The organism is Bradyrhizobium zhengyangense, assembly GCF_022012435.1.
In the GTDB taxonomy this organism is placed as follows: Bacteria; Pseudomonadota; Alphaproteobacteria; order Rhizobiales; family Xanthobacteraceae; genus Bradyrhizobium; species Bradyrhizobium zhengyangense.
The window spans coordinates 1123768-1150350 of sequence record NZ_JAKLUA010000001.1 but is presented as its reverse complement, the minus strand read 5'-3'; the positions used below and the strand labels follow the sequence as shown (position 1 = coordinate 1150350).

The following is a 26583-nucleotide window of genomic DNA, read 5'->3' as shown; positions in this document are numbered from 1 at the left end:
GCCCTTGACGCCGCGGCAGCCTGCTCTTACCAACGAGGCAGATTATAACAAATGTTCGCATTCCGAACAACATCGATCTGACGATCGGAGGAAGCTTTGTCGACATCGTCGTTGCACCCCCAGTCCTTGAACTCCCACGGCGTGTTCTCCGCGGCGCTGACGCCGCTCGACGCCGATCTCGCGCCTGATCACGCGCGCTTCATCGCGCATTGCCGCTACCTTCTGGACGAAGGCTGCGATGCCATCGCGATGCTGGGTACGACGGGGGAGGCGAACTCCTTCTCGGTCGCCGAGCGCACTGCATTGTTGGAGGCCGTGATCGCCGGCGGCATCAAGCCGAACCAGTTGCTGCCGGGCACCGGCGTCGCGGCCTTCACCGAGACCGTCGCGTTGACGCGCCACGCACTGTCGGTCGGCGTCGGTACCGTGGTGATGTTGCCGCCGTTCTATTACAAGAACGTCAGCGATGACGGCGTCTATGCCGCCTACAGCGAGATCATCCAGCGCATCGGCGATGCCAGGCTCAAGATCGTGCTCTATCACATCCCGCAGATGTCGATGCAGCCGATCTCGCATGCGCTGATCGAGCGGCTGCGCAAGGCGTATCCGTCGACCATCGTCGGCATCAAGGATTCCTCGGGGGACTTCGCCAACATGACCGCGATGGTCGAACGTTTCCACGGCTTTGCGGTGCTGACCGGAGCCGACCCCCTGTTGCTGCCGCTGCTGCGCAAGGGCGGCGCGGGCTGCATCACCGCGACCTCGAACCTCGTGGCGCGCGATCTTGCCTATGTCTTCAAGCATTTCCGCGACAGCGACGACGACGCAGACCTTGCTGCAGCGCAGGCGCGGATCGTGAAGGCGCGCGAGCTGGTCTCGCGCTTCGCACAGATGCCTTCGCTCAAGGCGCTGATGGCCGAGCGTACCGGTCACGCGGGCTGGCAGCGCCTGCGGCCGCCGCTTGAGACCTTGCCTGCAGCTCAAGTGAAAGAATTGCTCGCGAGTGCCGCGGCATTCGCGAAAGCCGCTTAGAGGCGGACGCGCACGACGAGGCGATCCGATGTCCGAATCTTTCGGAGATGCGTTGACCAGCGTCCGTATGCTTGCCGACGACCTCACCGGGGCGCTCGACACCGCGGCGGAGTTCGCCGGCCCGTGCGGACCATTCGACGTCGTATGGGGAGAAGCGCCTGTCGCGTCAGACTCCCCGAGCCTTGCGATCGACAGCGGCACCCGTGAGCGTTCGAAGGCCGAGAGTGTCGAGATCGTCACTCGGTTGGCGCCGCTGCTTCAGCACGGAGAGATCGCGTACAAGAAAGTCGACAGCCTGCTTCGTGGCGCATGGGCGGCCGAGCTCGGTGCCTGCCTGAGCACCGGCCATTGGGCGTCTTGCGTCGTCGCGCCTGCTTTCGACTATCAGGGACGCCGCACGGTCGAGGGCCAGCAATATGCGCGCACCATGCAGGGCGACTGGCATCGGGTCGGCGACAATCTGCTGGATCAGTTGAGGCAGGACGGCATCGCGGCGCTACGTGGCAGCTCCGACACGCTGTCACAAGGCGGCGTTCAGGTGTTTGATGCCGAGAGCGATCTCGATCTTGATCGCGTCGTCGAAATGGCCCGACGCATGCCGGGACCTGTGCTCTGGTGCGGCAGCGGCGGTTTGGCCGGAGCGCTTGCGCGAAATCATGGGGCCGCAGCGCCGTCGGTTCTGAAGCGTCCGGTGCTGGGCTTGTTTGGTTCCGATCAGGCGACATCAGCCTCTCAGCTCGCGGCGTGTGGCGAGGCCACCATTGCGTTGGCTGAAGGCGAGGGCGGCGCCGTTGTTGAGCGGAAGCTCATGGATGACGGTGTGGCCCTGGTGAAATTCACGCTTGCCGAGGGCCTTGCGCGTTCCGAGGCGGCGCGGCGGATCGCGCATGAATTGACGGCACTGATCGCGTCGCTCGATCCGCCTGGAACCCTGATCGTTGCTGGCGGCGAGACGTTGAAGGCCGTATGCCTTGCCCTCGGCGCGCGTGCGCTCCAGGTCACGGGTCGCATCGCGCCGGGCTTGCCGCGTTCGACGCTGCTAGGTGGCCGCTGGGCCGGCGTCGACGTCATCTCGAAATCCGGAGCGTTCGGCGCGCGCGAGCTGTGGCGCGATCTGCTGCGGGCCAATCATTTTCTCAACTTGGAGAGTCCGACATGACCTCTCGTCACCTTGCCATCACCATGGGCGATCCTGCCGGTATCGGGCCGGAGATCATCGTCAAGGCCTGCGTCGGACTGAAGCACCGGATCGCAAAAGGCGATCTGCGTCTGTTGATCATCGGCAGCGGCGAGGCGCTGGACGGCGCGAAGGCCGCGCTCGGCGCCAACGTTGCAATCCCGCAAGTCACAGCCGACGATCGCGACTGGCCGAACCTCTGTTATCTGCAAGCCGACGCCGAAGGCGACCCGATCAAGCCCGGCGTGCTCAGCGCCGATGGCGGCCGCTTTGCCTACAAGGCGATCGAGCAGGGCGTGCGCCTGACACAGGCTGGTCGTACGGCGGCGATCGTCACGGCGCCGCTGAACAAGGAAGCGCTCAACAAGGCCGGCTATCATTTCCCGGGCCATACCGAGATGCTGGCGCATCTCACCGGCGTGCGCGGCTCGGTGATGCTGCTTGCCCACGGCAACATGCGCGTCAGCCATGTCTCGACCCATGTGGCGCTGGAGGACGTGCCGAAGCGTCTGACGCCGGAGCGTCTGCGTATGGTGATCGATCTCACCGATGATGCGCTGCGCCGGCTCGGCATTGCAAAGCCCAAGATCGCGATCGCTGCGCTCAATCCGCATGCCGGCGAGGGCGGTCTGTTCGGCCGCCAGGACATCGACGTTTCCGCGCCGACGATCGCCGAGGCGGTGGCTGACGGTCTTGACGTTGTCGGCCCCGTGCCCGGCGACACCATCTTCGTCAAGCTGCGCGCCGGCCAGTTCGACGCGGCGGTCGCGATGTATCACGACCAGGGGCACATCCCGGTCAAGCTGCTCGGCTTCCAGGTCGATCCCGCCACCGGCCGCTGGCAGGAGCTGTCCGGCGTCAACATCACGCTGGGCCTGCCGATCATCCGCACCTCCGTCGATCACGGTACCGCTTTCGACATTGCCGGACAGGGCATCGCCAACGAGCACAGCCTGATCGAGGCCATCGACTATGCCGAGCGGCTCGCCGCGGGCGCTTCCAAGTAACGAGATCGAGCCTGAGATGACCAACGCCTTCACGCCCATCGAAATCCTTCGCCCCACCATCCTCGAGTTCGGTAATGGCACGATCACCGCGGCCGCGCGCTTCGCCGAGCGGATTGGAGCCAGGCGACCACTGGTCATCTCCGACCCCTTCAATGCGCGCCGCGTCGACACGTTGGCGCTGCCGGGCTCAGTCAATGTGTTCGGCGAGGTCAAGCCTGAGCCGGACCTGCCCAATCTCGAGAAGGCGGTAGCGATGGCGAAAGAGGTCAGGCCCGATCTCGTCGTCGGCTTCGGCGGCGGCAGCGCGATGGATCTCGCCAAGCTGGTCGCGGTGATGTGCACGTCGGATGTGCCCTTCGCCGACATCGTCGGGCCGGAGAAGGTGGCCGGCCGCAGCGTCCCGCTGATGCAGGTCCCGACGACGTCCGGCACCGGCAGCGAAGCCGGCACCCGCGCGCTCGTCACCGATCCCATCAGCCAGAACAAGCAGGCGGTGCAGAGCCGCTTCATGCTGGCCGATATCGCCATCGTCGATCCCGATCTGACGATGACCGTGCCGAAGGAGATCACCGCCGCCACCGGCGTCGATGCGCTGGCGCATTGCGTCGAGGCCTATACCAGCCGCAAGGCGCATCCGACGATCGATCTCTACGCGCTCGAAGGCGCGCGGCTTGTCGGGCGTTATCTCAAGCGCGCGGTCGCCGATGGTGGTGATCGCGAGGCGCGCGCCGGTCTCTCGCTGGCCTCGCTCTATGGCGGCTATTGCCTCGGGCCGGTGAACACCACCGCCGGTCATGCCGTGGCCTATCCGCTCGGCACGCGCCATCACATCGCCCACGGTCTCGCCTGCGCAATGATCTTCCCGCACACGCTGGCGTTCAACATGCCGGCGGTCGAAGAGAAAACGGTCGCGGTGCTGCGGGCGCTCGGTTTGCCCGAGCAGAGCGATGCGAAGCGCGCATTCGAAGCCACCTATGCGTTCTGCAAGAATCTCGGTGTCGAGATGCGGCTGTCGGCACTCGGCGTGCCCAGGAATGATCTTGGCCTGATGGCCGACGAGGCTCACGCCATCAGGCGCCTGCTTGACAACAACCCGCGCGATCTAAGCCGGGATGCGATCCTCAACATGTACGAGGTCGCGTTCTAGGCCTCTCCGCATCAAGATGGACGGGCGAGCGATGGCGGCGGCACGAAGCCGCCGAATTCGCGTTCGATCAATCCGGCAAGTGCGATCGTCGTGCGGTCCTCCAGATACGGTCCGATGATCTGCACGCCGATTGGGAGACCCGACGGCGACCGGTCGATCGGAACAGCGGTCGCCGGCAGTCCGCAGGTCGATGCCGGATCAGCCCAGATGAAGCAGGCGTCGGCGTAGGGGTGTGCCTTGCCGTCGATGTCGAGCTGCCGCGCATCGAACGGCTCGGAATGATCATGCGGGAAGGCCGGCACGGCCGCTGCCGGGTAGATCACCGCGTCGAAGTCGCGGAATAGCGCGTGCCACTGCGCCTGCAGACGCAGGCGCATCGCATCGGCTGCGAGCCAGTCTCGATGGATCATGCCCCAGCCGCGGGCGCGCTCGGCTTGCAGGCTGCGGTCGCCAGGCGCGAGCGCAGCGGCCAATTGCTGGGCTTCGGTCAGGGCCTCTGGTGTCAGGCGCGGACTGCGCGCTGCGTTCAACAACCTCATATAGAGGCGCGCCGAGTCCGCGAGATCGGGCAGCGCGGTGCTCGATCGCGAAACGTGTGCGCCCGCTTTGGCGAGCCGCTCGGCCAGTCGGACGATCGCCGAACGCACGGCTTCGCCCGTTGGCATCAACGGATGGCTATCGATGGCGAGGATTCTGAAATCCCTGAGGCTGTTGTGCCGGGAGGAGGGCAAGGCGAGGCGATAGCCGATGCCGTCGCGGGCTTCGTCGGGCCCGGCAATCACGTCGAGCGCCAGCGCGAGGTCGAAGGCGGTGCGCGCCATGGGGCCGACGACGGCAAGATCGCCCCGGCCCGGAACGGGCGGCGCCGGCGGGAGGCTGTAGCCTCGCAGCGGGACCAGGCCGAGGCTCGGCTTGTGTCCGAACACGCCGCAGAAATGTGCGGGCACGCGGATCGAGCCGCCGATGTCGGAGCCGATCGACAGCGGACCGAATCCCGCCGCCAGCGCTGCCGCGCATCCGCCTGAGGAGCCGCCAGGCGAACGGCCGAGGTCCCATGGGTTCTTCGTGGTCCCGTAGATCTCGTTGTAGCTTTGGAAATCCCGCAGTCCGATCGGGATATTGGTCTTGCCGATGATGATTGCGCCGGCCGCCTTCAATCTGGAGACGAGCAGCGCATCCTCTGCCGGCCGGAAATCCCGAAAATGCGGAAAGCCCCATGTGGTCGGCAGGCCCGCGACGTTGAAGGGCTCCTTCAAGGTCACGGGAATGCCGAGGAGCGGGCCTCGCTCGCCGCGGCCGAGCGCGGCATCGGCAACGCGCGCAGCGTCTCGTGCGCGATCGAAGTCGCGAACGACAACCGCGTTGATGTCGCCGTCCAGCGCCTCGATGCGCGCAATCGTGTGCGCGAGCAGCTCCGACGCCGACAGCTTTTGCGCAATCAAAGCGCTCTGCAGTGCGCCGATTGAGCCGTAGTCGAGGTCGGGGGTGTCTGCGGGTAACCCTCGCTGCATCGGAATCTCCAATTGGAATCTCCAAGTGTCTCGCAGTTATTTCGGCGCCGGCACGGCCACCGACCGATGCTGACATTTAGAGATTTGGGCGACCGGGCGGGAGAGGTGCCTGAGCACGCGCTTCCGTGCACAGCCGCGCTTGCCAGCCTATGGCTGAGCGGGTAGAAGGCTGCACGCCTGAGCCGTGATTTGCGCAAATTGCGCTGCCGGCCACAGTCGGACAAATCAGTAAGGCATTGAATTTGTTCGACTATTCCGTTGGGGAATGGTGTAACGGTAGCACAACAGACTCTGACTCTGTTTGTCTTGGTTCGAATCCAGGTTCCCCAGCCAAGCGTCAGATTCCCGACCGGAAGCGCTGATTGATCCGCTGATCGCGGAACCTCCCTGTCAGCATTGCACCCCTTGCTCCGCTCGGACCAAATCAAGCGCATCGGAGGATGACGCGAACTATGCAGGCGTCCTGCGCAGTTCGCTCGCGTTCACATGTCGTCGTGTTGTGTGTTGAGTTCTTGACGTTTGCAGATGCAGATGCCGGCAAAGATTGTCGCCGTTTGCCTTCGCAGAATTTCGATCATCACTCGCTGCACATCATGCGGCTCGTTTGAAAGCTTGGTGATTCTGTCCGCGATATTGAGAGGCTTCTCTCTGATTGCCCTGCAGCGGCTCGGCGAGAGCGAGGCATTTGCAATATTTGCCGGCGAGCCATCCGGGCTGTTGCTTCCGGCTTTCGGACGACCTGAATAGCGACGCCTTCCGCTCATCGAGATGTCCCGCGGTCGCTGCGAGCCTCTGATTCCAGTGATTGCGGGGATGCGGGGCCAGTTCGGCTCGCCGGGGATGGACGCTTTTGCGATCCTGGCTTGGTCCGTAGCCCGTAGCGGCTGAAGTTTCCCCTTTATTTTCAAGTCGCGGTTCGCTCAGGAGCGCGCCTTTCGAGCGCTTTTTCCTCGCGGTCCGATTCGACCTTTTCAAGGTCGGAAGTTGGTCTCCCGGGATCGGCTTCCCAATCCCGCTGCGAGGAGTTCCATTGGCAACCTCACGCGTCACGCAGCTGTGATCGATATTTTATGCAGCGTAATCAATTAGTTATCTATTCTCCGCCCCAAAAATGTTGCGTGATTTTTGTGCAACACCTGACCGGATTCGGATTGTTGGGGGGTGTTTGGGGCCGTTCGGTTGTTGCGTGTGCATCGGCCATCGATCATGGTGATCAGGCGACGGAGGGGGGCATCCCAAGGTCGTCCCGTTTAGGTCTTTCGCTTAAGTCCCTCGCGTTCATGCGGGTGTGTCCGAAGACGCGAAGGCGGCCAAGGCGGTGATTTAAAGGGGGTTGGGGAATTGGCCGTTCGGGTCAGTGACCTTCCCTGAAGAGCAACTTGGAGGTTTAACATGAAGTTGGTTAAGAGCCTTTTGCTCGGCTCAGCGGCGGGTCTGATCGCCGTGGGCGGAGCTCAAGCAGCCGATCTCCCCGTGAAGGCCAAGGCGGTCGAATACGTGAAGATCTGCTCCCTGTACGGTGCGGGTTTCTACTACATGCCGGGCACCGACACCTGCATCAAGTTCGGTGGCTACCTGCGCGCTGACGTCTGGGCCAATGGCGGCGACTACGGTTTCCGTCAAGGCGCGAACCAGGGTTCGAACAACCGTCTGACGAACTACTGGGGCGAACGCGCTCGTATGGACTTCACGGTCGATACGCGCACGGCGACCGAGTATGGCGTGGTTCGCACCTTCGCCGACATGGTCTTCTCGTGGGATACGACTTCGGTCACCGGCAGCGCCCCGTCGGCGTTCTCGACCGGTTCGGCCTCGCTCGGCCTGTACCACGCGTTCATCCAGTTCGCCGGCTTCACGTTCGGCCGCACGGTCTCGATCTTCGACGCTCCGTGGCAGAGCTATCCGGCTGGCGGTCCCGATACCCTTCCGGGCGGTTCCAACCACGTGACCGGTATCAACCAGGTTGCCTACACGGCTGATTTCGGCCAGGGCATCACCGGTTCGATCGCGTTGGAGGATGAATCGACCTCCGCTAACGGTCAGTCGAACCTCTGGAACCTGTCGGGCGCGACTGCGGCCAACATGGTCACGGGCGTGTACGGCAACAACAGCTGGGGCGGCACGCGTTCTCCCGACATCACCGGTGCGGTCCGTGTTGACCAGGCCTGGGGTCTGGCTCAGATCTCGCTTGCTGCACATGACATGCATCCTGCCTACTACGGCGCCACGGAACCGACGGGTCACCCCGGCGACAAGTGGGGTTGGGCGATCCAGGGTTCGTTGTCGATCAAGAACATCCCGACTGGTGCGGGCGACTCGATCAACTTGCAGGCGGTCTATACCGACGGTGCGAGCCGCTACAACTTCCAGAGCCTGTTCCCGCAGACCTTCTTCATGTACAGCGGTACTGGCTTGGCTGGCGCCTATCAGGGTCTCGGAATCGCCGGCATTGCTGATGGTGTCTTCACCACCGGCGGTGGCATCGAATCCGTCAAGTCTTGGGGCTTCCGCGGTGGCTACACCCACAACTGGAACCCGAACTGGGCGAGCGCCATTTATGGTGGCTACGGCGCCCTGCAGTACGGTGGCGCTGGCAAGGCAGCGATCTGCGCGAACATGGTTGCTCTGCTCGGCCTCACCGGCGCCTGCAACCCCGACTTCAACTTCGCTGTGATCGGTGTCAACACCATCTGGACCCCGGTCAAGAACCTGGCCTTCACGGCGGACGTGAGCTGGTCGCGTCTTGACCAGAAGTACTCGGGCACCATCGCGAGCCCGGGCGTTGCGGCCGCTGCCAAGCCGGCAGCTCTCTATGAGATGAAGGATCAGGACTCGGTCGCCCTGCTCCTCCGCGCTCAGCGTAACTTCTAAGCTCACTCCTGAGCCGATAACAAAGACCCCCAGCGGTTTCGCTGGGGGTCTATTTTTTTGCCTGTCACTTTGATCATCCTCGCCGCGAAGTATCGAAAAGCCAAACGAGTTGGTGGCATCGACAATGTCGCGCGCGCGGTCTTTAGTGCTTTGCAGCGCGACGGCGCTGCCGTTGTTCTCTCCGGCAAAGGCGACTAGAGTTTTTTGCACCAGTTCACCTGAAAACCGACCCGTCGTCGGGTGCGGAATCCAATCAAATGGCGCAGCAAAGCCGCAACAAGGGAGCCTCGGCTCCCATCTCACTCCATCCGTCGGCTGGTCTGGACCAGGCAATTGCAGCGCACCGTTCCGGCAATCTGTTGGAGGCGGAGCGGGCCTATACGACCATCCTGAAGGGAAGCAAAACGCATCCTGTAGCGCTGCATATGCTGGGGCTGTTGCGCGCTCAGCGGGGTGATTTCGCGGACGCCGAGCTGCTGCTCAAGAAGGCAGCTCGCCTTGATGGCGGCAATCCCGACGTTCTTTTCAACTATGCCAACGTGCTGCGTGCATTGAACAAGACGGACGACGCGCTCGCTTGGCTAGCGAAGGCGATTGCCCTTTCGCCTGATTTCGCCGATGCGTATCTCAATCGCGGAGCGATCCTGATGGCACGGCAGGAGCTTCACGGGGCCATCGCGGAATTCGATCGCGCCATTGCGATCGCACCATCGAGCGCGGCGTTCGCAAACCGGGGCAGCGCGTTCCAGCAACTCGGTCAGCTCGACGAAGCCCATGACAGCTACCAGCGTGCCGTGGCGCTCGCACCGTCGAATCCACAGAACCATTTCGCTTTGTCCGAGGTCCTTGGCCAAATGGGCCGACACGACGAAGCGATCGCAGCGCTCGAAAGAACCGTCGCACTGGACAAGGCCTTCCCGTTCGCGTTGAGCAAGCTCGTTGATTCCAGGCGGAAGCGCGCCGACTGGCGCAGTTTCGAGCGTGAACAGGCCGGCCTGGACGAGGCCGTCGAGTCAGGCGTGGCGGTCGATCCCTTCACATTCCTTCATGCCTCGTCGTCTCCCGCACGCCAATTGACCTGCGCGAAGACGTTTGTCGCCAAGGTCGCCCCGGAGCGGGGTGCCGCGATAGCCAGAACGCCGTCGCCGGTTTCGCGGCTGCGGATCGGGTACATGTCTGCCGATTTTCGCAATCACGCCATCGGGCACTTGATGGTCGGAGTCATCGAGGAGCACGACCGCGAGCGCTTCGAGGTCAGCGCCATTTCCTATGGACCCGACGACCGGAGCGAGTTGCGCGACCGCCTGAAGGCAGCGTTCGAGCGCTTCGAAGACGTCAGCCATCTTCCCGACGAGGACGTGGTCAAGCTGATACGCCAGCTCGACATCGAGGTTCTCGTCGATCTGGGAGGCTTCACCGCCGGTGCGCGGCCGAGGATCCTCGCGCACCGGGCGGCTCCCATCCAGGTCAACTATCTCGGCTACCCCGGCACGATGGGCGCGCCCTACATGGACTACGTCATGGCCGACCCGATCATCGTCCCCGAAGCAGAGCAGAAGCATTACAGTGAGAAGGTGATTTATCTCCCCGACAGCTATCAGGCGACCGACGCGAGGCGATCGCTCGCAAATGTACCTGCCAGGAGTGAGGTCGGGCTGGCGGACGATGCATTCGTCTACTGTGCGTTCAACAGAACGTCCAAGATCACGCCCGTGCTGTTCGATGTCTGGATGAGGCTGCTTGCCAAGACCGCCGGCAGCGTCCTCTGGCTGCTCGATGGGGACCCGATCGCGAAGGAGAACCTGAAGCGTGAGGCCGTTGCGCGCGGCATCGCGGCAGAGAGGATCGTGTTTGCACCACACGCGCCTGCCGACGCGCACTTGGCGCGCCACCAGCTCGCCGATCTGTACCTGGACACGCTGCCCTACAATGCCCATACGGCGGCCAGCGACGCTCTCTGGGCCGGCTTGCCGGTTGTGACCTGCCTCGGCACCGCCTTTGCGGGACGCGTTGCAGCCAGCATCCTGAACGCTGTCGGCCTGCCTGAACTGGTGACGCAATCGCTGGACGACTATGAGAGCTTGGCGCTTCGGATCGCGCATGATTCCGAACTTCGAGCCGCCCTGAAGGGCAAGCTGGCGTCGCAGCGGACCACTTGGCCTCTGTTCGATACGGCCCGCATGACGCGGCACATCGAAAAGGCCTTCAATGAAATGTGGCGCCGGCATTGCGCTGGCGAAGCGCCGGCCTCGTTTGCCGTCTAAATCTCATCATGAGGTCGCCTTGGTGTGAAGCCTCATGTCATTCCTTCCATGGGCTTCGCATGACTGACAACGAACCGGACTATCTAAACAATCTCATCCGGCCGGCACGGCTGACCTCGGTCGTTGATATCGGGGCCAATCCGATCGATGGCGAGCCGCCCTACAAGGCGATGCTGCAACGAAGGCTTTGTACCGTCATTGGCTTTGAACCGCAGGACGAAGCGCTTGCAGAGCTCAATGCCCGCAAGAGCGACCTCGAGAGCTACTATCACTATGTCGTTGGGAATGGGCATAAGGCCAAGCTGCGTCTATGCCGAATCCCGGGAATGACGAGCCTGCTGCTTCCGGATCAGAATGTGCTGTCGCATTTTGCCAAATTTTCCGAATGGGGCACCGTAGTCAGCGAACATCCGGTCCAGACCCGCCGGCTCGACGATATTGCCGAAATCCGGGATCTGGATTTCCTCAAAATCGACGTTCAGGGCTCCGAGCTGGCTGTCTTCGGAAGCGGGCGGCAGAAGCTGAAGCAGGCCGTCGCCATTCAAACGGAGGTCTCGTTTCTTTGTCTCTACAAGGACCAGCCGACATTCGGCGATATCGATGGCGAATTGCGCAAGCAGGGATTCGTTCCTCACGCCTTTACGGCCATTAATCGGCGTATGATCGCTCCCTTGAGCGACCCATCCAATCCCTATGCGGCGATGAACCAGTTGCTGGAGGCCGATATCGTCTATGTGCGAAACTTCATGCGGCCGGCCGACATGACCGTGGAGCAACTCAAGCATCTGGCAATGATCTCTCATCATTGCTACCGCTCATTCGATCTTGCTGCGAACTGTATTCACCACCTGATCGCGCGCAAATCGATCCCTGATCAGTCGATCCACGATTACATGGCGTCGATCCAGCTTCCGCAAAGCTGACCTGCGCTGGTCGCGCCCGGATCAGAAGTTACAATCGCGGCTTCACGATGCCGTTGCCGGCGGGCGAGCTGAACGGCTGACCGCCTCGCCTGAAGCAGTGGCAGTCAAGCAGGTGTCTCGAAGGACGACCGTAAATTACTTGATCTTGTCGTAGGCCGCCGCGAAATCGTTCAACGGCATCGGGATCGCGATCGTCTCCTTGGCCATGTTCTGGAAGGAAACCTTCAGCTGCTTGCCCGAGCGAAGGCTCGCAAGCAGGTCGGGCGCGATCGGCGTCGAGGCGTAGCAGCCGCGGTTCTCGCAGGTCTGGATCTGCAGATCGATCGCCTTGCCTTCGTCGACCTGAAGCTTGGCGCCGAGCGGAAGATTGAGACCGAGCGGCAGCTGCAGCAGTGCAACTGGCGTGCGGGTGTCGGGCGCGATGCGGATGTTGATCAGGACGATGGTCTGGCCGGTCTTGGTCAGCACTGCGTTCTGCTCGATCGCGCATTCGAGCGGGGCGTCGCGGCTCGCGCTGGTGCAGCGTGCGATCCAGCCAGGCTGCGGCGGCGTGCCCTCGGCTTGCGACTGGGCCGGAGCGGGCGTGGGCTGGGCCGCGGGGGCAGGGGGAGCCGCGTTCTTCTTGGCGCCCTGCTGGGCAGACGCGGCGCCGCTCGACAACAGGACAGCGGCGGCAAGGGCGACGAGTCTGGATTGTATGGGCATGGCGTGACCGCGTTGGCGTGAAGCGAGGGCTTGGCTGTAGCGTCGCGAAAGCCGCGACGCAAGCTTACTCGGCGGCTTCCTTGACGGCGCCGTGCGCCGACGTCTCGTGCCCTTCCGCGTCGGTCGAGCTGCCCTTGAACAGGTTCGAGAACTTGTCGAGATAGAGATAGACCACCGGGGTGGTGAAAAGGGTCAGCGCCTGGCTGACGATGAGGCCGCCGACCATGGCGTAGCCAAGCGGCTGGCGGATCTCGGCGCCGGTGCCGTGGCCGAGCATCAGCGGCACGCCGCCGAGTAGCGCTGCCATCGTCGTCATCATGATCGGGCGGAAGCGCAGCAGCGCGGCTTGGCGGATCGATTCCTCCGGCGTCTTCCCGTCGCGCTCGGCTGCGATGGCGAAGTCGACCATCATGATGCCGTTCTTCTTCACGATGCCGATCAGCAGGATGATGCCGATCAAGGCAATGAGGCTGAAGTCGAAGCCGGCCGCCATCAGGATCATGAGCGCCCCGACGCCGGCCGAGGGCAGGGTCGACAGAATCGTGATCGGATGAATGTAACTTTCGTAGAGGATGCCGAGGATCAGATAGACCACGACCAGCGCCGCGAGGATCAGCAGCGGCACGGTGCCGAGCGATTGCTGGAACGCCTGCGCAGTGCCCTGGAAGCTCGAATTCAGCGTCGCCGGCGCGCCGAGATCGGCCATCGCCTTCTGAACGGCCTGGGTGGCCTGGCCGAGCGCAACGCCCTGGGCGAGGTTGAAGCTGATCGTGATCGCCGGGAATTGGCCCTGGTGGCTGATCGAAAGCGGACGAACCGGATCGGTGGTCCAGGTCGCAAAGGTCGACAGCGGCACCTGATCGCCGGTCAGCGGCGATTTCAAATAGAGCTTGTTCAGCGAATCCAGGTTGCCTTGCATCTCCGGCAGGATTTCCAGGATCACCTTGTAGGTGTTGAGCTGGGTGAAATACTGCGTAACCTGCCGCTGGCCGAAGGCATCATAGAGGGTGTCGTCGATCAGCTGCGGCTGGATACCGTAGCGCGAGGCGGTGTCACGGTTGATCTTGAGCTGGACCGTGGTGCCTTGGGTCTGCTGGTCGGTCGCGACGTCACGCAGCTCCGGCAGCGTCTGCATCTTGGCGAGAATTCTCGGCGCCCATTCGTTCAGCTCGGAGAGATCGGCATCCTGCAGCGTGAACTCGAACTGCGTGCGTGTCGGCCGGCCGCCGAGCCGGACGTCCTGGGCCGCCTGCATGTAAAGCCGCGCGCCCGGCACCTTCTCGAACTGCGGACGGAGTCGTCCAATGACCTGCTGCGCAGAAACGTCGCGCTGATCGCGGGGTTTCAAGGTGATGAACAGATTGCCGTTGTTGCCGGCCCTTCCGCTGCCGCCGATGGCCATGGCGACGCTGGCGACGGCAGGATCTGCCTGTATGATCTTGGCAAGCGCCTCTTGCCGTTCCTTCATGGCCGAGAAGGAGATGTCCTGTGAGGCTTCTGAGGTCGCGGTGATCAGGCCGTTGTCCTGCTGCGGGAAGAAGCCCTTGGGGATCAAGACGAAGAGATAGACTGACAGCGCAAGCGTTGCGAAGAAAATGACGAGCGTCGTGCGCTTCCAGCTCAAAGCGATGTCGAGGATATGCTCATAACCGCGCAGCATCGCGTCAAAGGCGCGTTCGCTCCACTGATAGAAGCGGCCGTGCTGGATCTCCCCATGGGCGCGCAGGAAGCGCGACGCCATCATCGGAGTGAGTGTCAGCGAGACGATCATTGAGACGAAGATGGTCATCGCCAGCACGACGGCGAACTCGCGGAACAGACGGCCGATGATGCCGCCCATCAGCAGCAGCGGGATCAGCACCGCGACCAGCGAGATACTGATCGAAACGATGGTGAAACCGATTTCCTTCGCGCCCCTGAAGGCGGCAGCCATCGGCGCTTCACCTTCCTCGACGTAGCGGGAGATATTCTCGAGCATGACGATGGCGTCGTCGACCACGAAGCCGACAGCGATCGTCAGCGCCATCAGGGACAGATTATCCAGGGTGTAGCCGAACACCCACATCAGGGAGCAGGCGCCGAGCAGCGCCAGAGGCACCGTGATCGTCGGAATCACCGTCGCCCAGAAGCTGCGCAGGAAGATGAAGATGACCATGACCACCAGGAAGATGGTCAGAAGCAGAGTGTACTGCACGTCCTCGACCGCGGCCCGAATGGTCTGGGTTCGGTCGCTCATCAGCTCGATCTTGATCGCCGGCGGGATCGCCGCAACGAGGCGGGGCAAGGCCGCTTTGATCTTGTCCACGGTTTCGATGACGTTCGCGCCGGGCTGCTTGAACACCACCAGGAAGACGCCGCGTTTGCCATTCGCCCAGGCGGCCTGTTTGGCGTCCTCGGGGCCGGTGACAGCCTGGCCGATGTCGCGGATGCGCAGCGGACCGCCATTGCGATAGGCGATGATGACGTCGTTCCAGTCCTTCGACTGCGTCAGCTGATCGTTGGCGTAGATTGTATAGGCGCGCTTCTCGCCGTCGATATTGCCTTTGGGACTATCGACTGTCGTGATCGCTATCTGGGTCCGCACGTCCTCCAGTGACAAGCCCTTGGCGACGAGCTTGGCGGGATCGATCTGGACCCGGATGGCCGGCTTCTGCTGACCGCCGATGATGACCTGTGCGACACCGGAGATCTGACTGATCTGCTGGGCAAGCTGCGCGTCGACCGCATCGCTGACGCTGGTCAGGGGCAGCGTCTCGGAGGTGGCGGACAGAAGCAGGATTGGAGAGTCCGCCGGATTGACCTTGCGATAGGTCGGCGGCGAGGGCAGGTTTTTCGGCAGTTGACCGGCGGCGGCGTTGATGGCGCCCTGCACGTCGTTCGCGGCGCCGTCGATGCTGCGATTGAGGTCGAACTGGATGGTGATCGAGGCGGTGCCCAGATAGCTCGTCGAGGTCATCTGCGCGATGCCGGGAATCTGGGCGAACTGGCGCTCCAGCGGCTGGGCGACCGATGAGGCCATCGTCTCCGGGCTGCCGCCCGGCAGATTGGCCGTGATCTGGATGGTCGGGAAGTCCACCTGCGGCAGCGGCGCCACTGGCAGTAGCGGATAGGCGACGAGACCGACAAAAAGAATGCCGGCCATCAGCAGCGATGTGCCGATGGGATAACGGATGAAAGGTGCCGAAATCCCGCCTTCGGTCATTCCTGCTGAACCTTGTTTTTCTGGACCGGATCCGAACTCGCGACAGTCGTCGAGACCAGGCTGCCGGGCTGAACCTTGTACTGTCCGCCGGTAATCACCTGCTGACCAGGACTCAATCCTTTATCGACGACCGAACGTCCGTCGATGGAGTAGCTGACCTTGATCTTGCGGACCTCGGCCTTGTTGGCCTGGCTGACAGTGTAGGCGTAGAGGCCGTTGGTCGAATGCTGGACCGCGTCATCGGGGACGATGGTCGCGTCCTTCAGCGTTCGTACCAGCAGGCGTGTCGACACCGATTGTCCCGGCCACAGCGCGTGCTCCTTGTTGTCGAACACCGCCTTGAGCCTGATAGTCCCGCTGGTCGTATCGACCTGGTTGTTGATGACGGCAAGCTTGCCTTCGGCCAGCGTTTTCTTGCCGTCGGTGGTGAACGCGATCACCTTGAGCTCGCCGGACTTCTGGCCCTCGCTGATATAGGGCAGCTGATCCTCCGGCGCGGTGAAGATCACCGTGATCGGCTCGACCTGCGCGATGGTGACGACGCCGGTCTGGCTCGAGGCGTTGACGATGTTGCCGATGTCGACCTGGCGAAGGCCGGCGACGCCGGTGATCGGCGACTTGACCTGGGTATAGTCGAGCTGGGTCTGGGCGTTGGAGATCGCGGCTTCGTCGGAGGCGATCTGGGCGGTGAGCTGGGCAACGGTGGAGCGCTGCGTATCGGTCTGCTGCCGCGTCGCGAATTCACCGAGTTTGGTGTAGCGCTGAAGGTCGAGATTGGCGTTGGCGAGGTTGGCCTCGTCCTGGGACTTCTTGGCCTTGGCTTGGTCGAGGGCGGCCTGGAACGGGCGCGGGTCGATCTCGACCAGAAGATCGCCTTGCTTGACCATTTGGCCCTCGGTGAAGGCGATCTTGTCGATCTGGCCGTCCACCCGGGTCCGGACTTGGACGGTGTTGAAGCCCTGAACGGTGCCGAGGCCGGTCAGGTAGACCGGGAAGTCGGCCTTCTGGACCGGTGTGATGCTGACGGGCACGGCAGGGGCGCGCGGCGCACCCTTCTGAGCCGTTTGGGCTTTTCCGGCCTCCGCGGCCCGATATCGCTGCCAGCCGTAATAGCCGCCGCCGGCCACGGCTGCGATGATGACAATCCACAGGATCGGCCGTGACTTTTTCATTTGTGAGCGTATCGGCTTGTATGCCCAAAACAACGAATTGCGGGGCAATCAATGGGTTCCAGCGAGGCTTGTATATTACACGCCAAGTTCCAGTGTAAACAGCACTATCAGTTGAGAATCCTAAACAATTGGAAAGCTTTGCACCCCGTAGGCAAACGGGTGACGCGCCGGTGTGCAGTGCTGCATTTTCCTCTGATGAACGAGGAGCGTGCGAGAGACAGGAAATGCTCGCGGACGGCGTGGGCCTGCGACGGGGGCGCGAGTGAGCGCGCCGTGCGGGGAAGGCGAATTTGCCTTCGCGAGAACGGTTCTAAACCACCGGGGCCGCGTTTCGGTTGTCACCAAAACCAGCGTCGTTCATATCAGCGCCGCCATATCAGGAGTGCGGAATGGACGAATTGAACGGCAAGCTGATCGCGTGCCAGATCTTGATCACGGGATTGATCGCGCGCGTCGCCAATGAACAGCGCGATCCCTTGCGCTTCCTCACAGACTTCCGCGACGAGATCAAAGCCGTCGTTGGCGGCGTCAACATCGCCGGCATGGACAACACCGACCGCGTGCGTGTAACCGCGCAGCGCACCGTCGATGAATTGTTCTCGCTCATGAAGCCGCCGAGCAGCGACTGACGCCTGCGCGAGATGATGCGCGAAGACAAGTGCCTCAGCGTTCTGCTGCATCAATGTGTCGCGCGACACTTCAGCTTTTTCGAAATCGATTTTTTAGAATCGCTTTCATCTGGACCTATTCAAGTGCTGTCTCGGGCCCCGTTGCATTGACCAGATTTTTTGCGGTCGATAGCACCACCCTATCGTTCGTCGCGCATGTTGCGCATCGGCGAGTTTGGAATGGGGTGCGTTGGAATGGGGCTGGTGATGGCTCCGCGATCGCTGCGTGCGATCACGGCAAGAAATTCAGTTGAAGAGAAGCTCGAGGGCAATTCCGGCAAGTCGGCATCAGTCGTTGCCGGCCTGATTGCGGTGGCGTCGGTGTCGAGCGGCGCGCAGGCGCAACAATCAAGCCTGCCTCCGGTGAATGTCGATGCGCCGGTCGAGCGTCCGCGCCCGGCGGCCTCGAAGCCGTCGCCCGAGCAGGTCCGCGCGCGCAACGCGCTTCGCCGCGCCGCGCAGCGCCAGCAGGCGCAGCAGCAGGCTGCTGCTGTTGCGCCGGCCCCGGCCGGAGCGCTCGATCGAAATCCCTACGCCGATCCGGCCGCGCCCTACAAGGTCGACCACGTCCAGGCGTCCGGCAAGTTTCCCGAGCCGATGCTGAACACGCCGAAGACGATCACGGTGCTCAGCAAGGAAGTGCTCGAGGACAAGAACGCGACCACGCTGAAGGAGATCGGACGCTCGACCGCCGGCGTGACGCTGGGATCGGGCGAGGGCGGCAATGCTTTCGGCGACCGCTTCTTCATCCGCGGCTTCGACGCGCGCAACGATGTCTTCATCGACGGCATCCGCGATCCCGCCGTGTCGATCCGCGAGAACTTCTTCACCGAGCAGATCGAGATATTGCGCGGGCCGGCATCGTCCTATGCCGGACGCGGCACCGCCGGCGGCGCCATCAACATCGTCACCAAGCAGGCCGGCGACGTCAACTTCAAGCGGATGGACACCGAGTTCGGCACCGACATGACCAAGCGCGTCACGCTCGACGTCAACCAGGTCATCGATCCGACCTTCTCGGTGCGCACCGGTGGCCTGTTCCAGGACGCCAATGTCGCCGGCCGCAATTACGTGACCGACGATCGCTGGGGCACCTTCCTGTCGACCAAGTACACCCCGACCAACGACATCAAGATCACGACCAACTACGTCCACACCGATCTCAGCGGCCTGCCGGATTTCGGCGTGCCCTTTTACAAGCAGGGCAATTTGCCGGTGACGTCGGCCGGCATTCCGCGCGGCAACTGGTACGGCTTCCTCAACCGCGACTTCCAGACCGCGCGGCAGGATTTCGGCACAGCAACGGCCGAGTACAAGGTCAACGAAGCCATCACGCTGACCAGCAAGGTGCGCGGCGAGCATTCGCTGCTCAATTACATCGGAACGCTGCCGCAGAATCCGATCACGACCAATCCCAATCCGTTGCTCTGGACCACGACGGCGAGCGCGCAGAGTCGCTACCAGACAGCGGACGTGTGGGCCAACCAGAACGAGGCCACGTTCAAGCTCGACACCGGCGGGGTCAAGCATACCGCAGTGTTCGGCGCCGAATACACCAACGAGAATGTCTCGATCGATCGTTACGCGGGTCTGACGTCGGAGCTCGCCGGCTCGCCCTTCACGAGCAACGGGGCGATCTCGGGGGTTAATCTCTACTCACCTCAGTACACGTATCTCGGTGGCTTCGGGTCGGCGTCGCTGACAGGCAACCCGACGCGCTATGGCGTCAACACCAGCAGCGTCTACGCCATGGACACCGCGAACTGGCAGGATACCATCATCCTGAACGGCGGCGTTCGCTACGACGGCTACAACATGAGCTCGTCGACCAACACCGCCTATCTGAAAATGAACTCCGATCTGGTCAACTACAATGTCGGCCTGGTCTACAAGCCGATGTCGATCGGCAGCCTTTACGCGGCCTATGCGACCTCGGCCAATCCGTTCGGCTCGGAGCTCGACGCGACCGGCACCGATTACGGCGGCGTTCCCGCCAACACGGCCGTCCTGCTCGGCCCCGAGCGCAACAAGGCGGCCGAGCTCGGCACCAAATGGGAGCTGGCTGATCGTCACCTGCTGGTGAGTGCCGCATTGTTCCAGACCACGAAGGACAACGCGCGCGAGACCAATGCGGCGGGCGTGCTCACCTCGAATGCGGCCTACCGCATCCAAGGGATCGACATCGAGGCCGAGGGCAAGATCACCGATCGCTGGAGCGTCTTCGGCGGCCTGGTCCTGATGCAGTCCAAGGTCACACAGAGCAACATTGCGTCCAACATCGGCCTTCAGCTCGCCAACGTCGCGCATCAGTCGTTCAGCATGCTGACCAAGTACAAGTTCGACGGCGACTGGGAAGTCGGCGGGCAGGCGGTATACCGCTCGAAGGTCTATGGCGGCACGTTCGCCGCCAACACCGGCAACGAGCTGCCGAGCTATTGGCGCTTCGATGCGTTCGTCGAAAAGAAGATCGACAAGAACTGGACCATGAAGTTCTACGCCCAGAACCTGACCAACAAGCTCTACTACGACACGCTTTACCGGAGCGCCGTGCCGTTCGTCGCAGTCGCGCCGGGGAGGGCCTTCTACATCATCACGACGGCCAAGTTCTGATGAGGTCCTTGTCAACCCGCCATAATCGCGATGCACGAGACCGTGCATCGCAAGGACAAACATCGGCTCCAGTTTAGAACGCTTACAAACTCGCGTTTAGAACGGTTTCAAACTCAAGTTTAGAATCGTTTTGATCTGGATGGATTCAAGATTGCTCTCGCCGTGACTGCGTTGACCCTCACTGCCCCGCTCGATACGACCAGTGTGTCGCACTGTCACGGTGCGACACACTGCAGCAATGGAATGGGGCGTAGGATGGGCATGGCAAGGGCTCCGCGGTCGTTGCGTTCGACCGCGGCACGGCAAGCATTGGTCGGCAATTTCGATGGTGCGGCCGGCAGGACTGTTTCCACCGTTGCAAGCCTGATCGCAGTCGCCTCCGTATCGAGCGCAGCACAAGCGCAGCAAACAAGTCTGCCGCCTGTCAACGTCGACGCACCCAAGGAACGGCCACGCTCCACCACCGCAAAACCGACGCCTGATCAGGTCCGCGCCCGCAACGCGTTGCGGCGTGCCGCGCAACGTCAGCAGGCTGCAGTGGCTCCGGTCGTCGATGCAGCCGCACCGTCGCCCGACCGCAATCCCTATGCGGATCCCGCTGCGCCCTACAAGGTCGATCACGTCCAGGCCGGCGGCAAGTTTCCGGAGAAGCTGGTCGATACGCCGAAGTCGATCACGGTGCTCAGCAAGGAAGTGCTCGAGGACAAGGGCGCCACAACGCTGAAGCAGGCGATCCTGAGCACGGCCGGCGTGACGCTCGGCACTGGCGAGGGCGGCAACGCCTTCGGTGATCGCTTCTTTATCCGCGGCTTCGATGCCCGCAACGACGTCTTCATCGACGGCGTGCGCGATTCCGGCGTAAGCGTGCGTGAGAACTTCTTCACCGAGCAGGTCGAGATCCTGCGCGGTCCCGCGTCGTCCTTCGCGGGCCGCGGCACGGCGGGTGGCGCCATCAACATCGTCACCAAGCAGGCCGTGACCGAGAAGAGCTTCTATAACATGGACACGACGTTTGGCACCGACCAGACCAAGCGTGTTACGCTCGACGTCAACCAGGTGATCAATCCGTCGCTCGCCGTTCGTGCCGGTGGCTTGTTCCAGGATGCCGACGTTGCGGGGCGGGACCGGGTCAAAGACAATCGCGATGGCGCCTTCGTCGCCACGACCTGGAAGCCGACCGACGCCATCAAGATATCAGGCAATTACATTCACACCGAACTGACCGGCATTCCCGATTTCGGTGTGCCGTACTATCGACCGAGTACGTCGTCGACATCAGGCGGTCCTTTCCCGGATTTCGGCGTCAACCGGAATAATTTCTACGGCTTCGTCAACCGCGACTTCTACCGGACCGGCCAGGACATAGGCACGATCAATGCCGAAGTCCAGGTCACGCCCGATCTGTTGCTCACCAACAAGATCCGGGAATCGCGTTCGACGCAGAACTACATCGGCACACTGCCGGAATCGCCGACGCTGGCCGCAGGCGCTCCATTCACGGCCTATACTTTGAGCGCCAACCCGCAGAGCCGGTACCAGGCCACGGACGTGTTCGCCAACCAGACCGAGGCCACGTACAAGTTCGACGATTATGCCGGCTTCAAGCACACGTTGCTTGCGGGCATCGAATACGACAACGAGCGATCGTCGATCGACACTTACACCGGACTTGGCTCGGAGATCACGACGGGGACAACGCCTTTCACCGGTTCGGGATCGACGTCCGGGGTCAGCGTGTTTTATCCGCAGGCCACCGACAATCCGTTCCCGATACCGGGAGGCTTGACCGGCAGGCCGACCAAGATTGGAATCGAAACGATCAGCGGCTACGTCGTGGACAGCGCGAATTATCGTGACGTCCTCATTCTCAACGGCGGCTTCCGCTATGACGATTACAGCATCAAGACGTCGGCCTTCACGGCGGCGGGTGCTTTCGGGCAGCAGAGCGCGGAATTCCTGGTTCCGGACTACAACCTCGGCCTCACGCTGAAGCCGCTGCCCAACGGCAGCGTCTATGTGGCCTATGCGACCTCGGCGAACCCCGTGGGCTCGGAGTTCGACGGTACCAGCACCGCCTATGGCGGCATCAATCCGAATTTGGCCGGCGGCAACAACCAGATCTTTGGGCCCGAGAAGAACAAGGCGATTGAGCTCGGTACCAAATGGGAGTTGTTCGATCGCCACCTGCTTCTGACCGCAGCACTGTTCCAGACGACCAAGGAGAACGCGCGCGAGGCGCAGAACGTCGGAAGCACCGTCGCCGCCGCGGCGCTTGGCTGCACCTATGCTCCGGTGGCTCCGGCAACCACCGTATCCTGCATCACGGCGGGGGCGGCTTATCGCGTCCGCGGTATCGATCTCGGCGTCGGCGGCAAGATCACCGATAAGTGGAGCGTGTTTGGAGGCCTCGTGCTGATGCAGTCGGAGGTGACGAAGTCGCTCGCGCCGCCGGCCAATACGACACTCTATGCCTCGAACGTCGGGCGGCCGCTCGCCAACATCGCGCACCAGTCGTTCAGCCTGCTCTCGAAGTACCAGCTCAACGACACCTGGGAGTTGGGCGGGCAGGCGGTGTACCGCTCGAAGATCTATGGCGGCACATTGCTCGCGGCCAATCAGGGCACGTCAATCCCAAGCTACTGGCGGTTCGATGCGTTCGCGGAAGCCAAGATCAACAAGAACTGGCGCCTGAAGCTGTTCGTCAACAACATCTTCGACAAGCGCTACTACGACGCGCTGTACCAGAGCGCCGCGCCCTTCGTGCTCGAAGCACCCGGACGCGCTGCTTACGTGGTGATCTCGGCGCGCTACTGACGGAGACATGAGCTGCCATGCTGACATGCATAGAAGGCGTCCTGAGCAAGGATGATGTGGCGGAGTTCCGCCGCATCATGGACGCCAGTGAATGGGAAGACGGCCGTTCCACCGCGGGCGCGCAGTCAGCAATGGTCAAGCGCAATGAGCAATTGCCGCCGGATAGCGAGGTCGCGCGCAAGCTCGGCCATCGCATCATCTCGGCGCTGACGGCGAACCCGCGATTTCTGGCAGCGGCAATCCCGCTCCAGATCTTCCCGCCGCTGTTCAACCGCTATGCGGCGGACAGCGGTCACCATTTCGGCCTGCATGTCGACAACGCCATCCGCGGCGACCGCCTGACCGGTCTTCGCATCCGCACGGATCTGTCGGTCACGCTGTTCCTCAGCGAGCCCGAGGATTACGAGGGTGGCGAACTTGTGATCGAGGACACCTACGGTTCGCACGAAGTCAAGTTGCCAGCCGGGGACTGCGTGCTCTATCCCTCAACCAGCCTGCATCTGGTCACACCGGTGACCCGGGGGGCGCGGGTTGCGTCTTTCTTCTGGCTCCAGAGCATGATACGGGACGATCAAGCCCGCAGCATGATCTTTGACCTCGACACCGCCATTCAGGCGTTGGTGGCACGGCTCGGGCGTGACGATCCCGAAACGGTCAAATTGACGGGTATCTATCACAACCTCATTCGCACCTGGGCCGAAGTATGAAGACCACATCTTTCCAAGCAAGCCTCGCTGCAGCCGTGCTGCTCACGGCCACCTGGCTTGCAGGGCCTGTTTCTGCCCAGACACAAACGCAAGCCCCGACACAGACGCGTCCCGCGGCGCCTGCACCTGTGGCCGCCCAGCCGGCGCCGGCGGCTCCCGCTGCCGCAGCGCAACCAACCGCGATTGCGGCGCCATCGGCCGCGGCCCCCGCGGCTGCGGCTCCCGTGGCCGTGACGCCCAGCGCGCCCGCGACCGAGGCTGTTGTGGCCCCGGCGTCCGAGGCGGCGCCGAAGGCCGGCATCGCTCCGGCCATGAAGGAATTGTCGCCCTGGGTGATGTTCATGTCGGCGGACGTCATCGTGAAGGCGGTGATGATCGGACTTGCCTTCGCCTCGCTCGTGACCTGGACCGTCTTCATCGCGAAGTCGATCGAGCTGTCGTTTGCGTCCGCGAAGCTTCGTTCGGCTTTGAAGAAGATTGCAGAGGTGCGCTCGCTTGCGGAAGCCCAGATGGCGCTCGGCACCAAACGGGGCATCCTGTCGTCCTTCCTGGCGGCCGCTCTGCGCGAGGCGCGGATGTCGGCGGGCCTGTCCAGCGACATCGGCATCAAGGAGCGCGCAGCCTCGAGCTTCGCCGAGATCGTGCGCGCGGAAGCGCGCCGCATCCGCGTCGGTATGGGTGTGCTTGCGACCATCGGTTCGACGTCGCCGTTTGTCGGTCTGTTCGGCACCGTGTGGGGCATCATGAACAGTTTCATCGGCATCTCGAAGTCGCAGACGACGAATCTTGCTGTGGTTGCCCCCGGCATCGCAGAGGCGCTGCTCGCGACCGCCATCGGTCTCGTCGCCGCTATTCCCGCCGTCATCATCTACAATTACTTCTCGCGCGTGACGAAGGGCTATCTCGAGCTCGTCAGCCGGGCCTCGGGAGCTGCGGCGCGGCTGTTGTCGCGCGATCTCGACCGCAGCCATGGCAGCGCGCATTCGCGCGCGGCGGAGTAAGCCATGGCCGTTTCGCTCACCGACAACGATGACGACGACGATTTCTCGGAAACGCATGACATCAACGTCACGCCGTTCATCGACGTCATTCTGGTGCTGCTGATCATCTTTATGGTCGCAGCCCCGTTGTCGACGGTCGACCTGCCGATCGACCTGCCGACATCAAGTGCGACCCCGCAGAAGAAGCCGGACAAGCCGACCTATGTCAGCATCAAGCCCGATCTGACGCTCGCGATTGGCGAAAATCCGGTCAAGCGCACCGACCTCGTCAGCTCGCTCGACGCCATCGCCGACATGAGCAAGGACAAATACGTGTTCCTACGCGCCGACAAGGCGGTGCCTTACGGCGAGTTGATGGGCGTCATGGAAATCCTGCGATCCGGCGGCTATTCTCGGATCAAGCTGGTGGCGCTCGAGGCTCCTCCTGCGGCGGCCGGGCCGGCGCAAGGAGCGGTCCAACCCTGATGGCAGCGCGATGACCGACCCTGTGTTCGAGGCAAAATCCTCGCGGCCGTTGTGGATCCTGGCCGCTGTCGTGGCTGTCGGCCTGCACCTTGGCGGGGCCGCGCTGGCGCTCGCGAACCTTCGCCCCGACGACGCTGACGATGGTCTCGGCGCCAACGGCGCGGAATACGCCGTCGAAATGACCTCGCCAAAGCTCCCCGAGACTGATCTGCCGCCTGGCCCGGACAGCGAAGCCTCGCAGTACCAGCCGCAGCAGATGCAGCAGCAGGCCGAGGTGAAAGAGACCGATCTGCCGAAGGATATCCCCCAGGAAGCCGAGGACCCGGACCGCCTGGTTACCGAGAACGACTCCAAGAAGCCGGTCGAGGACACCACGGAGGTGGCCAAGGTCGAAACGCAGGCGGTCGAGGAGATGCCGAACGCCCAGGAATCGGCCAGGCAGGCGCTGAACGAGGACGCGCGCGAGGGCGAGAAGGCGGCCGCCCCCCATCAGGGCATCGGCAAGGACATCCGCAAGCTGACGGCCGAATGGGGCAAGCGGATCAGTGCCTATTTCGAGATTCACAAGCGCTACCCCAAGGAGAAGAGCAAGACGACGACGGTCAAGCTCAGCCTGGTCCTGAACCGGCGCGGCAATGTCGTGTCCGTCAATGTCGCGGAGTCCTCAGGGGACCCCGCCTTCGACGATGCGGCCATTTCAATGGTGCGTCGCTCGGATCCGGTGCCGGTTCCGCCGGCTGAGCTGACGGATGACCAGTTCGCCTTTAGCCTGCCGGTGAATTTCAAGAAGCCGTCGAAATAGCGGCGTGGCCGTCAGCGCCAGTAGAACTTGATCCCGACATAGACCACGACCAAGCACGCAAAGATCAACGCCACCGGCAGGGGGCGCTTCTGCGTTCCCCCGACCGTCGTCGCCCCGAAGAAGCTGGCCTTTTTCGGTTTGGGGGCCGGGCGCCGGAAAGCGGTAACATTGTCCTTTGCCGGTTCGGCCGGCCGGGTGCGGACGTCGGGCGGGTTTCCACCGCCGCCCATCTCCAGATAGTAGGATTTATAGACCTCGGCGATGGTGGCCTCGGACGCTTCGTCCTCGTTCATCCGCTCCAGCAGCTTCTTGTAGCCATCGAGGAAGCCCTGTGCATCCGGTGGCAGCGCCGACAGCCCATTCAGCTTGGCCATCATCTTCCAGGTGGCGAAATCGGCGCGGGCACGGGTGTCGGCGCGTCGCGCGATCAGCATATCGGCAGCTTTGACCAAGTTGGCCTCTAGCCCTCAGGCTTGTCTTCAAGTGCAGGGTCGGGTGTACGGCT

21 protein-coding genes and 1 tRNA gene are annotated in these 26583 nt (G+C 62.8%); 16 read left to right on the top strand and 6 right to left on the bottom strand.

The features are described 5' to 3' along the window. Positions 1-96: 96 nt before the first annotated feature. The 4 genes from L6637_RS05620 to L6637_RS05605 are packed head-to-tail and all read left to right on the top strand — an operon-like array spanning position 97 to position 4363. The gene (locus tag L6637_RS05620) at positions 97-1032 is read left to right on the top strand and encodes a dihydrodipicolinate synthase family protein (protein WP_237858619.1); all 936 of its coding nucleotides are present in this window, start codon (positions 97-99) and stop codon (positions 1030-1032) included. Between the two features lie 52 nt (positions 1033-1084). Further along, the gene (locus L6637_RS05615; RefSeq protein WP_237870021.1) at positions 1085-2191 is read left to right on the top strand and encodes a four-carbon acid sugar kinase family protein; all 1107 of its coding nucleotides are present in this window, start codon (positions 1085-1087) and stop codon (positions 2189-2191) included. Next, positions 2188-3216: a 4-hydroxythreonine-4-phosphate dehydrogenase PdxA gene (gene pdxA / locus L6637_RS05610; RefSeq protein ID WP_237869543.1), complete on the top strand. Its 1029-nt coding sequence runs from the start codon at positions 2188-2190 to the stop codon at positions 3214-3216. The genes L6637_RS05615 and pdxA overlap by 4 nt, the downstream gene beginning before the upstream one ends. A gap of 16 nt (positions 3217-3232) precedes the next feature. Then, positions 3233-4363, top strand: a complete 1131-nt coding sequence (locus L6637_RS05605; protein WP_237869542.1) for an iron-containing alcohol dehydrogenase — start codon at positions 3233-3235, stop codon at positions 4361-4363. A gap of 11 nt (positions 4364-4374) precedes the next feature. Here L6637_RS05605 and L6637_RS05600 read toward each other — a convergent pair whose 3' ends face one another. Further along, positions 4375-5874, bottom strand: a complete 1500-nt coding sequence (locus L6637_RS05600) for an amidase (RefSeq protein WP_237869540.1) — start codon at positions 5872-5874, stop codon at positions 4375-4377. 259 nt (positions 5875-6133) lie between these two features. Between L6637_RS05600 and L6637_RS05595 the strand changes: the two genes are divergently transcribed. After that, positions 6134-6207, top strand: a tRNA-Gln gene (locus L6637_RS05595). 149 nt (positions 6208-6356) lie between these two features. Here the strand turns inward: L6637_RS05595 and L6637_RS05590 are convergent. After that, positions 6357-6638 (bottom strand): hypothetical protein, encoded by a 282-nt coding sequence (locus L6637_RS05590; protein WP_237869538.1) that lies wholly within the window; start codon positions 6636-6638, stop codon positions 6357-6359. 628 nt (positions 6639-7266) lie between these two features. Between L6637_RS05590 and L6637_RS05585 the strand changes: the two genes are divergently transcribed. Genes L6637_RS05585 through L6637_RS05570 form a run of 4 tightly spaced genes read left to right on the top strand, consistent with a single transcriptional unit; the run spans position 7267 to position 11932 of the window. Continuing rightward, on the top strand, positions 7267-8745 hold the full coding sequence (locus L6637_RS05585; RefSeq protein ID WP_237869536.1) for a porin: 1479 nt from the start codon (positions 7267-7269) through the stop codon (positions 8743-8745). Between the two features lie 57 nt (positions 8746-8802). After that, positions 8803-8943, top strand: coding sequence for a hypothetical protein (locus tag L6637_RS05580; protein WP_237869534.1), 141 nt, complete (start codon positions 8803-8805; stop codon positions 8941-8943). 59 nt (positions 8944-9002) lie between these two features. Continuing rightward, the gene (locus L6637_RS05575) at positions 9003-11009 is read left to right on the top strand and encodes an O-linked N-acetylglucosamine transferase, SPINDLY family protein (protein WP_237869532.1); all 2007 of its coding nucleotides are present in this window, start codon (positions 9003-9005) and stop codon (positions 11007-11009) included. Beyond that, entirely contained in the window at positions 10973-11932 is a 960-nt protein-coding gene (locus L6637_RS05570) for an FkbM family methyltransferase (RefSeq protein WP_237869530.1), read from the top strand. The genes L6637_RS05575 and L6637_RS05570 overlap by 37 nt, the downstream gene beginning before the upstream one ends. A 135-nt stretch (positions 11933-12067) precedes the next feature. Here the strand turns inward: L6637_RS05570 and L6637_RS05565 are convergent, their stop codons facing one another. From L6637_RS05565 to L6637_RS05555, 3 genes are all read right to left on the bottom strand, one after another. After that, a complete protein-coding gene (locus tag L6637_RS05565) occupies positions 12068-12637 on the bottom strand; it encodes an invasion associated locus B family protein (RefSeq protein ID WP_237869528.1) in 570 nt (189 codons plus the stop codon). Positions 12638-12701: 64 nt separating this feature from the next. Further along, positions 12702-15839, bottom strand: coding sequence for a multidrug efflux RND transporter permease subunit (locus L6637_RS05560; protein ID WP_237869526.1), 3138 nt, complete (start codon positions 15837-15839; stop codon positions 12702-12704). Beyond that, positions 15836-17011: an efflux RND transporter periplasmic adaptor subunit gene (locus tag L6637_RS05555; protein ID WP_237869524.1), complete on the bottom strand. Its 1176-nt coding sequence runs from the start codon at positions 17009-17011 to the stop codon at positions 15836-15838. Before L6637_RS05555 ends, L6637_RS05560 begins: the two co-directional genes overlap by 4 nt. Positions 17012-17400: 389 nt before the next feature. On the opposite strand from L6637_RS05555, the gene L6637_RS05550 reads away from it, so the two are divergent. From L6637_RS05550 to L6637_RS05520, 7 genes are all read left to right on the top strand, one after another. Beyond that, positions 17401-17640, top strand: a complete 240-nt coding sequence (locus tag L6637_RS05550) for a hypothetical protein (RefSeq protein WP_237858601.1) — start codon at positions 17401-17403, stop codon at positions 17638-17640. 234 nt (positions 17641-17874) lie between these two features. Then, on the top strand, positions 17875-20289 hold the full coding sequence (locus L6637_RS05545) for a TonB-dependent receptor (protein WP_237870019.1): 2415 nt from the start codon (positions 17875-17877) through the stop codon (positions 20287-20289). A 255-nt stretch (positions 20290-20544) separates the two neighbouring features. Continuing rightward, positions 20545-23103 (top strand): TonB-dependent receptor, encoded by a 2559-nt coding sequence (locus L6637_RS05540; protein WP_237869522.1) that lies wholly within the window; start codon positions 20545-20547, stop codon positions 23101-23103. Positions 23104-23120: 17 nt separating this feature from the next. Continuing rightward, the gene (locus L6637_RS05535; RefSeq protein WP_237869520.1) at positions 23121-23810 is read left to right on the top strand and encodes a Fe2+-dependent dioxygenase; all 690 of its coding nucleotides are present in this window, start codon (positions 23121-23123) and stop codon (positions 23808-23810) included. Beyond that, positions 23807-24811, top strand: a complete 1005-nt coding sequence (exbB, locus tag L6637_RS05530; RefSeq protein WP_237869518.1) for a tonB-system energizer ExbB — start codon at positions 23807-23809, stop codon at positions 24809-24811. The genes L6637_RS05535 and exbB overlap by 4 nt, the downstream gene beginning before the upstream one ends. A gap of 3 nt (positions 24812-24814) precedes the next feature. Continuing rightward, positions 24815-25276, top strand: a complete 462-nt coding sequence (exbD, locus tag L6637_RS05525) for a TonB system transport protein ExbD (protein WP_237858595.1) — start codon at positions 24815-24817, stop codon at positions 25274-25276. A 10-nt stretch (positions 25277-25286) separates the two neighbouring features. Then, positions 25287-26078, top strand: a complete 792-nt coding sequence (locus tag L6637_RS05520) for an energy transducer TonB (RefSeq protein ID WP_237869516.1) — start codon at positions 25287-25289, stop codon at positions 26076-26078. A gap of 11 nt (positions 26079-26089) precedes the next feature. Here the strand turns inward: L6637_RS05520 and L6637_RS05515 are convergent, their stop codons facing one another. After that, positions 26090-26512 carry a hypothetical protein gene (locus L6637_RS05515; RefSeq protein WP_237858593.1) on the bottom strand — a complete coding sequence of 141 codons (423 nt, stop codon included), beginning with the start codon at positions 26510-26512 and terminating at the stop codon, positions 26090-26092. Positions 26513-26583: the final 71 nt, after the last annotated feature.

Excerpts from the sequence above, each read along its gene's own strand:
- pdxA (WP_237869543.1), top strand. The coding sequence starts at position 2,188 with ATGACCTCTCGTCACCTTGCCATCACCATGGGCGATCCTGCCGGTATC.
- L6637_RS05605 (WP_237869542.1), top strand. The coding sequence starts at position 3,233 with ATGACCAACGCCTTCACGCCCATCGAAATCCTTCGCCCCACCATCCTC.
- L6637_RS05600 (WP_237869540.1), bottom strand. The coding sequence starts at position 5,874 with ATGCAGCGAGGGTTACCCGCAGACACCCCCGACCTCGACTACGGCTCA.
- L6637_RS05590 (WP_237869538.1), bottom strand. The coding sequence starts at position 6,638 with ATGAGCGGAAGGCGTCGCTATTCAGGTCGTCCGAAAGCCGGAAGCAAC.
- L6637_RS05585 (WP_237869536.1), top strand. The coding sequence starts at position 7,267 with ATGAAGTTGGTTAAGAGCCTTTTGCTCGGCTCAGCGGCGGGTCTGATC.
- L6637_RS05575 (WP_237869532.1), top strand. The coding sequence starts at position 9,003 with ATGGCGCAGCAAAGCCGCAACAAGGGAGCCTCGGCTCCCATCTCACTC.
- L6637_RS05565 (WP_237869528.1), bottom strand. The coding sequence starts at position 12,637 with ATGCCCATACAATCCAGACTCGTCGCCCTTGCCGCCGCTGTCCTGTTG.
- L6637_RS05560 (WP_237869526.1), bottom strand. The coding sequence starts at position 15,839 with ATGACCGAAGGCGGGATTTCGGCACCTTTCATCCGTTATCCCATCGGC.
- L6637_RS05555 (WP_237869524.1), bottom strand. The coding sequence starts at position 17,011 with ATGAAAAAGTCACGGCCGATCCTGTGGATTGTCATCATCGCAGCCGTG.
- L6637_RS05550 (WP_237858601.1), top strand. The coding sequence starts at position 17,401 with ATGGACGAATTGAACGGCAAGCTGATCGCGTGCCAGATCTTGATCACG.
- L6637_RS05545 (WP_237870019.1), top strand. The coding sequence starts at position 17,875 with ATGGGGCTGGTGATGGCTCCGCGATCGCTGCGTGCGATCACGGCAAGA.
- L6637_RS05540 (WP_237869522.1), top strand. The coding sequence starts at position 20,545 with ATGGGCATGGCAAGGGCTCCGCGGTCGTTGCGTTCGACCGCGGCACGG.
- L6637_RS05535 (WP_237869520.1), top strand. The coding sequence starts at position 23,121 with ATGCTGACATGCATAGAAGGCGTCCTGAGCAAGGATGATGTGGCGGAG.
- exbB (WP_237869518.1), top strand. The coding sequence starts at position 23,807 with ATGAAGACCACATCTTTCCAAGCAAGCCTCGCTGCAGCCGTGCTGCTC.
- exbD (WP_237858595.1), top strand. The coding sequence starts at position 24,815 with ATGGCCGTTTCGCTCACCGACAACGATGACGACGACGATTTCTCGGAA.
- L6637_RS05520 (WP_237869516.1), top strand. The coding sequence starts at position 25,287 with ATGACCGACCCTGTGTTCGAGGCAAAATCCTCGCGGCCGTTGTGGATC.
- L6637_RS05515 (WP_237858593.1), bottom strand. The coding sequence starts at position 26,512 with ATGCTGATCGCGCGACGCGCCGACACCCGTGCCCGCGCCGATTTCGCC.